Origin of the sequence: Streptomyces sp. NPDC051104, from assembly GCF_040682835.1 — a bacterium.
GTDB classification, from domain to species: Bacteria; Actinomycetota; Actinomycetes; order Streptomycetales; family Streptomycetaceae; genus Streptomyces; species Streptomyces cynarae.
Genome location: NZ_JBFBBS010000024.1, coordinates 55,826 through 67,634 on the forward strand (window position 1 = coordinate 55,826; position 11,809 = coordinate 67,634).

The window sequence follows — 11,809 nt, forward strand, 5'->3', positions numbered from 1 at the left end:
GGGTGGCCGGGCCGTCGGCGGGCGGCGTCGCGGACGTGTGGCTTCGGGTCGTCAGGCGCGCAGGGCTTCGACGGCGTCCGCCAGCGCCCGTGGCACGTCCGGTACGAGCAGGTGGGCTCCGTCGCGGACGACCTGCCGGCCGCCCACGACCGTATGGCGCACATCCGCTGCCGTCGCGGCGAATACGGCCGTCTCGGCGCCCAGCCGTGGCAGGGCCCCCGCGGTCCTGACCGAGTCGAGCGCGATCGTCGTGAAGTCGGCGAGCGCGCCGGGCTCCAGGGCGCCCGCGCCGTCCCAGCCGAGCGCGGCGTGCCCGTCGGCGGAGGCGGCCCGCAGCAGGGCGGCCGCCGTCCAGTGGCCGCGTGTGCGGGTGCGCAGCCGCTCGTTCAGCTCCATCGCGCGGGCCTCCTCGAACAGGTCGATGCCGGCGTGGCTGTCGGAGCCGAGAGACAGCGGCGAGCCGGCCGCCTGCAGGGCCGGGGCCGGACCGATGCCGTCGGCGAGGTCCCGCTCGGTGGTGGGACACATGCAGGTGCCGGTGCCGGTGGAGCCGATCAGCCGGATGTCCTCGTCCGTGAGATGCGTGTTGTGCACCCCGGTGGTGCGCGGCCCGAGGACGCCGTGGTCGGCGAGGAGCCGGGTCGGGGTGCGACCGTGTGCCTGCCGGCAGGCGTCGTTCTCGGCCGTCTGCTCGGACAGGTGCACATGCAGCGGGGCCCGCCGCTCCTGCGCCCAGCGCGCCACCGTCGCCAACTGGTCGGCGGGCACCGCCCGTACGGAGTGGATCGCCGCACCGATCCGTGCGTGATCGCGTTCCTTGAGAACTGAACAGCGTTCGGCCCAGGCCTCCGCCGTGCCGTCGGAGAAGCGGAGCTGGTGGGTGTTGGGAGGCTGTCCGAAGCCGGCGGACAGGTAGGCGGTGTCGAGGAGGGTGATACGGATGCCGGCCTCGGCGGCGGCCGCGATCAGCGCCTCCCCCATGGCGTTGGGGTCGGCGTAGGGGATGCCGCCGGGGGCGTGGTGCACGTAGTGGAACTCGCCGACGGCGGTCACCCCGGCCAGCGCCATCTCCGCGTACACGGCACGGGCGAGCGCGTGGTACGTGTCGGGGGTCAGTCTGTCCGCGAACGAGTACATGACCTCCCGCCAGGTCCAGAAGGTCCCCGAGCCGATCTGGACGGTGCCGCGCAGGGCGCGGTGGAAGGCGTGGCTGTGGGCGTTGGCGAGTCCGGGGAGGGTCAGCCCGCGCAGGACCTCGGCGCCGGGCGGAGGGGCGTCGACGCCGGTGCGGACCGCGGTGATGCGCCCGTCGGCCACCTCCAGGGCGACGCCCGGCTCGACGGCCGGGTCGAGCCAGGCGTGCTCCAGCCAGTACGTCCGTGTCACCTGCACACCAGCCCTTCCAGTACGTCGACGAGTGCGGCCACCCCGGCCAGGCAGTCGTCCTCGGCGGCGTACTCGGCCGGGGAGTGCGACACGCCCGTGGGGTTGCGCACGAACAGCATGGCGGTCGGGATGCTCCCGGAGAGGATCCCGGCGTCGTGTCCCGCCCCGGTCCCGAGGACGGGCACGGTCAGGTCGGTGTCCCGGCCGAGGATGCGCGCAAGTTCGTCCCGCAGGGCGTGGTCGAACTCGACGACCGGCGTGAACGACTCGCGCACCACGTCCAGATCGACACCGTGCGCCTCGGCGTACTCCCGGGCCGCCTTCTGGATGCCGCCGAGCACGGTGTCGAGGCTCGCCTGGTCGGCGGCACGGGAGTCGAGCCAGCCACGGACGAGGGACGGGATCGCGTTGACCCCGTTGGGCTCGACGGCGATCTTCCCGAAGGTGGCGACGGCACCGGCGAGTTCGGCCTCGCGACGGGCGGCGAGCACGGTCTCGGCGTACGGCAGCATGGGGTCGCGCCGGTCGGTGAGCCGCGTGGTCCCCGCGTGGTTGGCCTCGCCCCGGAAGTCGAACCGCCACCGGCCGTGCGGCCAGATGGCACTGGCGACCCCGACGGCGTCCCCGCCGATGTCGAGCGCCCGCCCCTGCTCGACATGCAGCTCGACGAACGCGCCGATACGGCCGAGCCGCTCGGGATCGGGCCCGATGGCGTCGGGGTCGTACCCGGCGGCCTCCATGGCCCGCGCCAAGGTGACCCCGTCACCGTCGGTCAGCCGGTGGGCCTGCTCGCGGGTGAGCTGCCCGGCGGCGAGCCGCGACCCGACGCAGGCCAGCCCGAACCGGGCGCCTTCCTCGTCGCCGAAGTTGACGATGGCGAAGGGCTTGGCGAACCGGACGTTCCTGCTCCGCAGCTCGTCGAGCGCGGCGAAGGCGGACACGACCCCGAGAGGCCCGTCGAAGGCCCCGCCGTCGGGCACGGAGTCGAGGTGGGACCCGGTGACCACGGCGTCCCCCCGGGCGGGGTCCCCGAGCCAGGCCCACTGGTTCCCGTTCCGGTCGACTTCGTGGACCAGCCCCCGCGCTCCGGCCTGCTCCTCGAACCAGGCCCGGCACTCGGCATCGGCACCGGTCCAGGCGAAGCGGCGGTAGCCACCGGAGGCGGAGTCGCGGCCGACCGGCAGCAATTCCGCCCACATGCTGTGGAAGGTCACGCGTCGTCACCCTCGCGCATCGGCACCCGCACGCCCCGCTTCCCGGCGACGGACTCCGCGATGTCGTACCCGGCGTCGACGTGCCGGATGACACCCATCCCGGGGTCGTTGGTGAGGACCCGGCGGATCTTCTCGCCGCCGAGCCTGGTGCCGTCGGCCACCGTCACCTGCCCGGCGTGGATGGACCGGCCCATCCCCACGCCACCACCGTGGTGGATGGACACCCACGACGCGCCGGACGCCACGTTGACCATGGCGTTCAGCAGCGGCCAGTCCGCGATCGCGTCCGACCCGTCGAGCATCGCCTCCGTCTCGCGGTACGGAGACGCGACGGACCCGCAGTCGAGATGGTCACGGCCGATGACGATCGGCGCGCTCAGCTCCCCGCTCGCCACCATGTCGTTGAACCGCTCACCGGCCTTGTCCCGCTCCCCGTACCCGAGCCAGCAGATACGCGCCGGAAGCCCCTGGAAGTGGACCCGCTCACCGGCCATCTTGATCCAGCGCGCGAGGGACTCGTTCTCGGGGAAGAGCTCGAGGATCGCCTTGTCGGTCTTCGCGATGTCCGCCGGGTCGCCCGACAGCGCCGCCCACCGGAACGGGCCCTTCCCCTCGCAGAACAGCGGCCGGATGTAGGCGGGGACGAACCCGGGGAAGGCGAACGCCCGCTCGTAGCCCGCGAGCTGCGCCTCGCCGCGGATCGAGTTGCCGTAGTCGAAGACCTCCGCACCGGCGTCCATGAAGCCGACCATGGCCTCGACGTGCCGGGCCATCGACTCACGCGCGCGGGTGGTGAAGCCGGCCGGGTCCTTGGCGGCGTAGGTGGCCATCTCCTCGAAGGCGACGCCGACCGGCAGGTACGACAGCGGGTCGTGGGCCGAGGTCTGGTCGGTGACGATGTCGATGGGGGCGCCCATGGCGAGGAGCTGCGGCACCAGCTCGGCGGCGTTGCCGAGGACGCCGATGGACAGCGGGCGGCGGGCGTCGCGCGCCTCGACGGCCAGCTGGAGTGCGTGCTCCAGGGAGTCGGCCTTCACGTCCAGGTACCGGTGCTCGATGCGGCGCTCGATGGCCCGCGGGTCGCAGTCGATGCAGATCGCGACGCCGTCGTTCATGGTGACGGCGAGCGGCTGGGCGCCGCCCATGCCGCCGAGGCCGGCGGTCAGCGTGATGGTTCCGGCCAGCGAACCGCCGAACTTCTTGGCGGCGACGGCGGAGAACGTCTCGTAGGTGCCCTGCAGGATGCCCTGGGTGCCGATGTAGATCCAGGAGCCGGCGGTCATCTGCCCGTACATCGTCAGGCCGAGGGCCTCCAGGCGGCGGAACTCCTCCCAGTTGGCCCAGTCGCCGACGAGGTTGGAGTTGGCGATGAGGACGCGCGGCGCCCACTCGTGGGTCTGCATGACGCCGACGGGGCGGCCGGACTGGACGAGCATCGTCTCGTCCTGCTTCAGGGTCTGCAGCGTGCGGACCATCGCGTCGAAGGAGCGCCAGTCGCGCGCGGCCTTGCCGGTGCCGCCGTAGACGACGAGCTTGTCGGGGTGCTCGGCGACCTCGGGGTCGAGGTTGTTCTGCAGCATCCGCAGGGCGGCCTCCTGCTGCCATCCCAGGGCGCTCAGTTCGGTGCCGCGGGGCGCTCGGACACCACCGGGGGGCGGCCCGTAGGGCCTCGATTGAGGGTGGTGGCGGGAGACGGGCGGGAGGGGTCCTGACATGGTCTGCCTCCTGGTGGACGGCGTCACGCGGCGGGGGCGCGCGGGACTGTTGCAGTGGTTATTCACATCCTGGCTGTCTGAATAGAACTAGTCAATACGTCCTTGCGCCAGCAGGGCCGGGGCCGGGATGTTTGGCTTGAGGCATGACCGCAGACGGTGACACGGGGACGGGGGACGCGGTGGACGTGGGGAAGATCAAGGCAGGGGAACGCGGCGACGGCCGCGATGCCGAGCGGGTGGCGCGGCGGGACGACGCCGTGCGGACCGCCGTCGAACACGGGCTGCTGGGGCCGGACGCCCCGCTCGTCGGCCTGCTGGACGTCGTGGGCATCCGGGACTCGGCGGCGGCGCTGCGGGCGGCCTTCGACGCGGTGGTGGCGCCGGGGACGCCGGTGCTGCACGCGTTCGCGGTCAAGGCGACCCCGCTGGTGCCGGTGCTGCGGCTGCTGCGCGAGGCGGGCATCGGCGCGGAGGTGGCGAGCCCGGGCGAGATGGCGCTGGCCCGGGCGGCGGGGGTGGCCCCGGAGTGCATCGTGCTGGACTCGCCCGCCAAGACGGCGGCCGAGCTGCGCCGGGCGCTGGAACTGGGCGCCGCCGTGAACGCGGACAGCCCGCAGGAGCTGGCGCGGCTCGACGAGCTGGTCCGGACGGTGAGGACGGACTCGCCGCTGGGGATCCGGGTGAATCCGCAGACCGGGGCCGGTTCGATCCAGGCGCTGTCGACGGCGACGGCCACCTCGAAGTTCGGGGTGGCGTTGCGGGACGAGGGGGCGCGCGAGTGGGTGGTGCGCGCCTATGCGGAGCGGCCCTGGCTGAGGCGGCTGCACGCGCACTCCGGATCTCAGGGGGTGCCGCTGTCGCTGATGGCGCGGGGCATCGCGGAGACGTACGCGCTCGCCGAGGAGATCAACCGGCACGTCGGGCGCCGGCAGATCGACACGATCGACATCGGCGGCGGGCTGCACGTCAACTTCGGCTCCGATGCCACGACGCCGACGTACGCGCAGTACGCGCGGCTGCTGGCGGAGGCGGTGCCGGGGCTGTTCGACGGGCGGTACGGACTGGTCACGGAGTTCGGGCGGTCGCTGCTGGCCAAGCACGGGACGCTGGTGGCGCGCGTGGAGTACACCAAGAGCGCGGGCGGCCGGGCCGTCGCGGTCACGCACGCGGGGGTGCAGGTCGCGGTGCGGACGGTGTACGCGCCGGCGTCCTGGCCACTGCGGATCGCCGCCTACGACGCGAAGGGGCGCCCCAAGGAGGGACCCGAGGTGGCGCAGGACGTGGCGGGACCGGCCTGCTTCGCGGGCGACCTGCTGGCCGAGGCACGGGCGCTGCCGCTCCTGGAGCAGGGCGACCACGTGGCGGTGCTGGACACCGGCGCGTACTACTTCGCGCACCACTACGCCTACAACTCCCTTGCCCGGCCGGCGGTGTACGGATACGCGCCGGACGGGGACGGCGGGATCCGGTTCGCCGTCGTACGGGAGCCGCAGTCGGTCGAGGAGATCGTGGCGGAGTCGGGCGGGGGGCGCGCGGGAGCACTGTCGGAGTTCTGAGCAAACCGCGCGCCCTCCCCGGTACCCCTCCGGTATGCAAGCGGCCCGCATACCCGCACCTCAGCGAGGAGGAGCCCCACTGGCACCCAACACCCTGGTCAACAGGGTCAGTTGACCCACCTTAGTGGTCCCGCGCATGTTCCACTGGAAAATGCCAGATCCCTCACCCGTCGCGCACACGTTGCGTAGCTTCTGTGTCACTCAGCCGTACCCGAGGCGGGAGGGGAGCACCGCTGTGCCCGGAATCGACGAGTGTCTGCTGGAAGCCATGCGCCTGCCCGGTGCCCGGGGTGCCGCAGTGGTCGACTGGACGAGCGGGCTCGCCCTGGGCACGGTCGGCGACGCGCCCGGCGGTGACCACGAGACGACCGCGGCGGAGGCGGCGGAACTGGCCCGGCTGGCCGCCGAGCACCGCGCGTTCGCCCCGGAGGGGGACGCCGACTGGTCCGAGGACGCCTGCCCGGTCGAGGACCTGATCATCGCCAACCGGGACAGCTACCACCTGCTCCGCTTCGTCCCGACGACCTTCGACAGCAGCGTCTTCCTGCACCTGTGGCTGGCGCGCGAGGACGGCAACCTCGCCCTCGCCCGCATCCGGCTCGGCGAGATGGCCGGACGGCTGGTGCTGGGATGACGACGGTCAGAGTCCCCTCGCCGCCCCCGCTGCCGGTACGGCAGGGGACGCGGATCCCGGGCGGCGGCCTGTCCCCCATGCTCAGCCGGCTCGCCGCCGAGCGGGCCACCGGTGTGCTGATGCGCGAGGGCGGCATGCTCCACCTGTCCGAGGGCCGGGTGGTGTACGCGGAGAGCCCCGCCACCCCGGGCCTCGACAGCCTGCTCATCGCGCACGGCGTGCTCGACGAGGAGGGCTGGCGGGAGGCGCTCGCACAGGCGGGGCCGCAGGGGCTGGTGGGCCGGTTCCTGGTCGACAGCGGCCGGATCGTCCAGGGAGCGCTGGAGCTGTGCCATCTGGGGGCGCTGTTCGACGCGGCGTACTTCGTGCTGGGCCCGAGCAGCGCCCCCGCCCGCTTCCGCTACGGCGAGGCCCACTGGCTGGGGCCGGTGCACCCGGTTCCGGTGACCGCGGTGGAGCGGGAGACGCTGCGCCGCCGGGACCTGCTCCACACCATCTGGCCCGACCCGGTGATCGACGAGGCCCCCCTGGTCCGCGCCGACCGCCCGACGGTTCCGACGGTCCCGCCCCGCCAGGAAGCCGTACTGGGCCGCGTCGACGGAACACGAACGGCGGCGGACATCTCACGGGCACTGGGCCGTCCGGCGTTCCACACGCTCGTGGACATAAGGCGCCTGGCAGCGGCTGGGTTCGTATCGCCCCGCATCGCCACGCCGGCACCAGCCCCCGCCCCGGCACCAGCCCCCGCACCGGCACCGGCACCGGCACCGGGCGACACACCACCCGCACCCACCGAAGAGCTGCTGCCCTACCAAGACCCCCACATCACCTTGCTGAAAAGGCTGAGAGATGCGCTGGAGGCCCTTTGACCGCCCCGCGCGGCAGCGACCTCGCGCCGAGAGGAGACAGCTGATGACAGCCGAGGCGGACGTCCTGGACGAACTCCGCCGACTGAGATCCCGCATCCCCCAGTTGACCGGCTCCCTCGCCGCCAGCGTCGACGGACTCGTCCTCGCCCAGGACGCGCCCGGCGTCGAACCGGAAGGCATCGCCGCGCTCACCGCGGCCGCGCTGGGCGTCGCCGTACGGCTGGCGCAGGCGACGGGACAGGGCGACTTCCGCGAGGTGCTCGTCCGCGGCGTCCACGGCTACGTGGCCGCGTACGCCGCGGGCCGCAACGCCGTTCTGACGGTACTCGCCCAGGACCGCGTCAACGTCGGCCGGCTGCACCTGGAGGGCCGCCGTGCGAGCGCCCGGATCGGCGAGCTGGTCGACGAGGCCGCCGCCCGCGCCGAGCCGCCACCACAGCCCTCCGCCCCATGGCCCCCCACCGAGACCCCACCCACCAGGCCCGCACCCACGCGGACCCGCACCGCGCGCACCCCAGCGAGCCCACGCCCGGCCGCGAACGCGCGTACCACTACCGAAAGTTGAAAGGACTCATCCCGAAATGGCCAACACCGAAACCGCGCTGAAAGAGGCGCTCGCCTCCATCGAGGGCGCGACCGGAGTCGCCCTCGTCGACTACACCAGCGGCATGGCGCTGGGCACGATGGGCGGCAGCAAGAGCTTCGACCTCACCGTCGCGGCCGCCGGCAACACCGACGTCGTACGGGCCAAGTTGCGGACCATGGAACACCTCGGGCTCAAGGCCCAGATCGAGGACATCCTGATCACGCTGTCCGACCAGTACCACCTGATCCGGCTGCTCACCGGCCGCGGCGGCAACGGCCTGTTCCTCTACCTCGTCCTGGACGCCAAGCGGGCCAACCTGGCGATGGCCCGCCACCAGCTGAGGAAGATCGAGGAGGAGCTGGAGGTCTGACCCTCCGCCCGGCCGCTCCCGGCGCGCTAGACCAGCTCAGCGGTACGGCGGCGCGCCCCGCCCGGGGCCGCGTCGCCGGCCGCGATGCCGGTGCTGCGGTAGCCCTTGACCGGCTTGCCCGCGGGGCCGCCGCCCCGGCTGCCGAGCCAGTCGACGCGCACCCACAGCAGCACGTCGTCGGCCTTCTCCCGCCGGCCGAGCCAGGCGGCCTTCAGGCGAAGCCCGGCGCCGGTTCCGGCGAGCAGCATGCCCCCGGCGGCGGGCACCGCGAAGGAACTGCCGAGCGCGGCGGCGAAGGCGGCGAGCAGCCACCAGCGGTGCCCGCGCCGCCAGGTGCGGACGGTGACCGCGCGGTCCTGGAGGACGTCGTACTTCCCGGCGCGGGCGGCAGCGCCGGCGAGGGCGGCGTACCGCTTGCGGCGGGACCGGGCGACGACGGCGGTCGCGACGATGAACAGCGCCGCCCCGGACAGGACGCCGATCCGGCGTCCTGTCACACCCGGCACGAGCACCCCGATACCGGCCGCGAACACCCCGAGCCACCACAGCGGTGCTGCCCCCGCCCGCACGACGACGGCCACCCGAGCCAGTCCCTGTCCTCCGCGCGCCACGTCCGGCCTCCCGTCTCCTCCTGTGAAGCGCCTCAGTGCAGGGAGGCTAGCGAGGGAACCTGAGACGAGTCTGAAAAACCCCGCGCCAAGGCGGGCAGACCGGGCTACTCGACGAACAGCCCCCGGGCCGCGGCCCGCGTGTCGAACTCCTCCAGGCGCGCCTGGGCGTCCGGCAGGTCGTCGCACATCGCTTCGAGGAGGACCCGCCCGAGGAGCATCGGCGCACAGGCCGTGTCGAAGGCGAGGCCCGTACCGACGGCGGCCGGCAGCAGTAGATCGGACACCTTGGCCACGGGCGCGAACGCCGAGTCGGCGACCGTGACCACCGTCAGGCCCGCCTCCCTGGCATGCGCCAGCGTGTCGACGACCTCGCGCGGATGCCGGGGCAGCGCGAAGCAGAGCAGCGCGCTCGCGCCCGCCCGAACGGCCGCGTCGATACGGTCCTGGAGCATCGTGCCGCCCTCGTCGAGCAGCCGGACGTCCGGGTGGACCTTGGCAGCGAAGTACGCGAAGCCGTACGCCTGGGAGGCCGCGGCGCGCAGGCCGAGCACCGGCAGGGGGCGCGAGGCGGCGAGGATCCGGCCGGCCTTGTGCACCGGCTGCGGGTCGGCCAGCGCCTCCGCCAGATGCCTCAGGTTCTCTATCTCGGCCTCCACGGCCTGCTGGTACTCGTTGTACGCCCCGGCCCCCGCCGCCTGTTCCGGGGGCGCGACCTCACGCAGGTGCCGGCGCAACGCCGGGTAGCCGTCGAAGCCGAGAGCGACCGCGAAGCGGGTCACGGACGGCTGGCTGACCCCGGCGAGTTCGGCCAGCTCCACGCTCGACAGGAACGGCACGTCGGCGGCCCGTCGCACCATGCTGTGCGCGATGCGCCGCTGGGTCGGCGTGAGCCGGTGCCCCTCGAAGAGCGCCTGCAGCCTTGCGGCAGGGCTGTCGGCCACGCTCATGACGTGCTCCCCCTCCCAGGGACCGTGATCACCGCTCGACTATTCAAGCACCGAGAACCCTGCATGGCGATATGCATGCCGGCCGTCCGCTCCGCGCCCCGCGCCCGATCCGGCCCCGACTGCTCTCTCTGTCCCCAGCCGCGAACCGGCGGGCCCGCGATGGCGCGGCTCGGGTCGACGGATCCGGCGCGGGCCCCACTGGCTGTGGCCGTCAGGACGGCTGCTCATCCTGGGTCCGCGCCAGGACGACTGCCTGTCCGCGGTCCGAAAGTGGCGCGGCCGTGCCGTCCGAGGTCGTTTCGGGTTGCGTGTGGAGGATCTCGCGGGCCTGCTCCGCGGCGCGGGCGATGCTCTCGCCGACGAAATCGAGGAAGCGGGCGATGTTCTCCAGGCGGGCGGCAGCCGGGCTCTCGGGGCCGAGGATGCTGACGCCCTGCCGGGCGGTCTGGGCGACCTGGGCGTTGGCGCGGGCGGCAGCGATCATCGACTGGTACCAGACGTCGTCGTCGACGCGGTAGCGCTCGCGGCGGCGTTCGTCGCGTTCCCGGCCGACGAGGCCCTGGCTTTCGAGGAACGCGATCGCTTTGGAGACGGACGCCGGGCTGACCTGGAGGCGCTGGACGAGTTCGGATGCGGTCAGGCTCCCCGCGTCGGCGGTGAGCAGGCAGGTCAGCACCCGGGCCATCATCTTGGGCAGGCCCTGTCGTATCAGGAGGGTGGTGAACACCTCCTCGTACTCGCGCACGGCCTCGGCGTCGCGTCCGTAGGCCTGCTCGGGCGCCTGCGGCCCCCCGAGCGCGGCCTGCCTGCGCCGGCGAGCGCGGCGTTCGGTCGCGCGGTGGGCGAGGTCGGCGCGATAGGCGGTGGGGCCGCCGTTGCGCATCACCTCACGCGTGATCGTCGAGGTGGGGCGGTCGAGACGCCTGGCGATCTCCGCGTAGGCGAGCCCGTCGGCCACGCCCAGCGCGATCTGCTGGCGTTCCTGCTGGGTGAGCCTGCCTCCCGGCACCGCGATCTCCCTCCGTACTCCTTGCGTCCCAGCATAGCGTTCGCTCTCAATCCAATGCAACGAGCATGGTGGCCGACGTTGCATTAAAAGCAGGGCCGTTGCAACGATAATTGGCCGTCTACGTGCATTGATGCTGATCCTAGGCAACATGCTTGTTGCTCGATCACGGAATGCAACGTAGCGTTTCCACTATCAGAAACGACGAGCGCTTGAGGAGAGCACGATGCAGAAGTTCGACACCCCCACCCCGATCTCCGTCGACCTGGACATCCCCGCCGGGCGCGTGCAGTTCATCGCCGCCGACCGGGCCGACGCCACCGTCGAGGTCCTGCCCGCAGACGCCTCGAAGGGCCGCGACGTGAAGGCGGCGGAACAGATCGAGGTCGCCTACGGCGACGGCGTCCTGCGGATCGCGGCCCCGGAGGCGAAGAACCAGCTCTTCGGCCCCTCGGGATCCGTCGAGGTGACCGTCCAGCTGCCCGCCGGCTCCCGCGTCGAGGCTAAGGCGGCCAGCGCCGAACTCCGGGTCGTCGGCCGCCTCGGCGACGTCACCTTCGAAGGCGCGTACCACCAGATCAAGATCGACGAAGCCGCGAGCGTCCGTCTCACCGCGGTCGACGGCGATGTCGAGGTCGGCCGGCTGGGCGGCTCCGCGGAGATCAGCACCGCACGGGGCGACATCCGGATCACCGAGGCCGGGCGCGGCACGGTCGTGCTGCGCACCGAGTCCGGCGACATCTCGGTCGTCGCCGCCGCCGGCGTCTCGGCCGCCCTGGACGCCGGCACCGGCCACGGCCGCATCAGCAACGCCCTCAAGAACGACGGCACCACCGAACTCGACATCCGCGCCACCACCTCCCACGGCGACATCACCGCCCGCAGCCTGTAAATCCGCAGTCAGTAATAGGGGGC

Annotated in this window: 12 protein-coding genes; 6 read left to right on the forward strand and 6 right to left on the reverse strand. The window is 72.9% G+C overall.

Annotated elements, in window-relative coordinates:
* Positions 1-51: 51 nt before the first annotated feature.
* The 3 genes from AB0N14_RS27135 to hutU are packed head-to-tail and all read right to left on the reverse strand — an operon-like array spanning position 52 to position 4,315.
* Positions 52-1,386 (reverse strand): formimidoylglutamate deiminase, encoded by a 1,335-nt coding sequence (locus AB0N14_RS27135; protein ID WP_366028312.1) that lies wholly within the window; start codon positions 1,384-1,386, stop codon positions 52-54.
* A complete protein-coding gene (locus AB0N14_RS27140; protein WP_366028313.1) occupies positions 1,383-2,600 on the reverse strand; it encodes an allantoate amidohydrolase in 1,218 nt (405 codons plus the stop codon). Before AB0N14_RS27140 ends, AB0N14_RS27135 begins: the two co-directional genes overlap by 4 nt.
* Positions 2,597-4,315, reverse strand: a complete 1,719-nt coding sequence (gene hutU, locus AB0N14_RS27145) for a urocanate hydratase (protein WP_366028314.1) — start codon at positions 4,313-4,315, stop codon at positions 2,597-2,599. The genes AB0N14_RS27140 and hutU overlap by 4 nt, the downstream gene beginning before the upstream one ends.
* A 143-nt stretch (positions 4,316-4,458) precedes the next feature.
* Here hutU and AB0N14_RS27150 point away from each other — a divergent pair, with 143 nt between their 5' ends.
* From AB0N14_RS27150 to AB0N14_RS27170, 5 genes are all read left to right on the forward strand, one after another.
* Positions 4,459-5,871 (forward strand): diaminopimelate decarboxylase, encoded by a 1,413-nt coding sequence (locus tag AB0N14_RS27150; RefSeq protein ID WP_366028316.1) that lies wholly within the window; start codon positions 4,459-4,461, stop codon positions 5,869-5,871.
* Positions 5,872-6,106: 235 nt separating this feature from the next.
* Positions 6,107-6,505 carry a hypothetical protein gene (locus AB0N14_RS27155; RefSeq protein ID WP_366028317.1) on the forward strand — a complete coding sequence of 133 codons (399 nt, stop codon included), beginning with the start codon at positions 6,107-6,109 and terminating at the stop codon, positions 6,503-6,505.
* Positions 6,502-7,374 carry a transcriptional regulator gene (locus tag AB0N14_RS27160; protein WP_366028318.1) on the forward strand — a complete coding sequence of 291 codons (873 nt, stop codon included), beginning with the start codon at positions 6,502-6,504 and terminating at the stop codon, positions 7,372-7,374. Before AB0N14_RS27155 ends, AB0N14_RS27160 begins: the two co-directional genes overlap by 4 nt.
* A gap of 43 nt (positions 7,375-7,417) precedes the next feature.
* Positions 7,418-7,939, forward strand: a complete 522-nt coding sequence (locus tag AB0N14_RS27165) for a roadblock/LC7 domain-containing protein (protein WP_366028319.1) — start codon at positions 7,418-7,420, stop codon at positions 7,937-7,939.
* A 16-nt stretch (positions 7,940-7,955) separates the two neighbouring features.
* Positions 7,956-8,330: a hypothetical protein gene (locus AB0N14_RS27170; protein ID WP_366028320.1), complete on the forward strand. Its 375-nt coding sequence runs from the start codon at positions 7,956-7,958 to the stop codon at positions 8,328-8,330.
* 26 nt (positions 8,331-8,356) lie between these two features.
* Here the strand turns inward: AB0N14_RS27170 and AB0N14_RS27175 are convergent, their stop codons facing one another.
* The 3 genes from AB0N14_RS27175 to AB0N14_RS27185 form a co-directional block, all read right to left on the reverse strand.
* A complete protein-coding gene (locus tag AB0N14_RS27175; RefSeq protein WP_366028321.1) occupies positions 8,357-8,941 on the reverse strand; it encodes a hypothetical protein in 585 nt (194 codons plus the stop codon).
* Positions 8,942-9,045: 104 nt separating this feature from the next.
* A complete protein-coding gene (locus tag AB0N14_RS27180; protein ID WP_366028322.1) occupies positions 9,046-9,888 on the reverse strand; it encodes a MurR/RpiR family transcriptional regulator in 843 nt (280 codons plus the stop codon).
* Between the two features lie 211 nt (positions 9,889-10,099).
* Complete coding sequence (locus tag AB0N14_RS27185) at positions 10,100-10,897, reverse strand: helix-turn-helix domain-containing protein (RefSeq protein WP_366028323.1); 798 nt, start codon at positions 10,895-10,897, stop codon at positions 10,100-10,102.
* Between the two features lie 223 nt (positions 10,898-11,120).
* Between AB0N14_RS27185 and AB0N14_RS27190 the strand changes: the two genes are divergently transcribed.
* Complete coding sequence (locus AB0N14_RS27190) at positions 11,121-11,786, forward strand: DUF4097 family beta strand repeat-containing protein (RefSeq protein WP_366028324.1); 666 nt, start codon at positions 11,121-11,123, stop codon at positions 11,784-11,786.
* Positions 11,787-11,809: the final 23 nt, after the last annotated feature.

Excerpts from the sequence above, each read along its gene's own strand:
- hutU (WP_366028314.1), bottom strand. The coding sequence starts at position 4,315 with ATGTCAGGACCCCTCCCGCCCGTCTCCCGCCACCACCCTCAATCGAGG.
- AB0N14_RS27150 (WP_366028316.1), top strand. The coding sequence starts at position 4,459 with ATGACCGCAGACGGTGACACGGGGACGGGGGACGCGGTGGACGTGGGG.
- AB0N14_RS27160 (WP_366028318.1), top strand. The coding sequence starts at position 6,502 with ATGACGACGGTCAGAGTCCCCTCGCCGCCCCCGCTGCCGGTACGGCAG.
- AB0N14_RS27165 (WP_366028319.1), top strand. The coding sequence starts at position 7,418 with ATGACAGCCGAGGCGGACGTCCTGGACGAACTCCGCCGACTGAGATCC.
- AB0N14_RS27170 (WP_366028320.1), top strand. The coding sequence starts at position 7,956 with ATGGCCAACACCGAAACCGCGCTGAAAGAGGCGCTCGCCTCCATCGAG.
- AB0N14_RS27180 (WP_366028322.1), bottom strand. The coding sequence starts at position 9,888 with ATGAGCGTGGCCGACAGCCCTGCCGCAAGGCTGCAGGCGCTCTTCGAG.
- AB0N14_RS27190 (WP_366028324.1), top strand. The coding sequence starts at position 11,121 with ATGCAGAAGTTCGACACCCCCACCCCGATCTCCGTCGACCTGGACATC.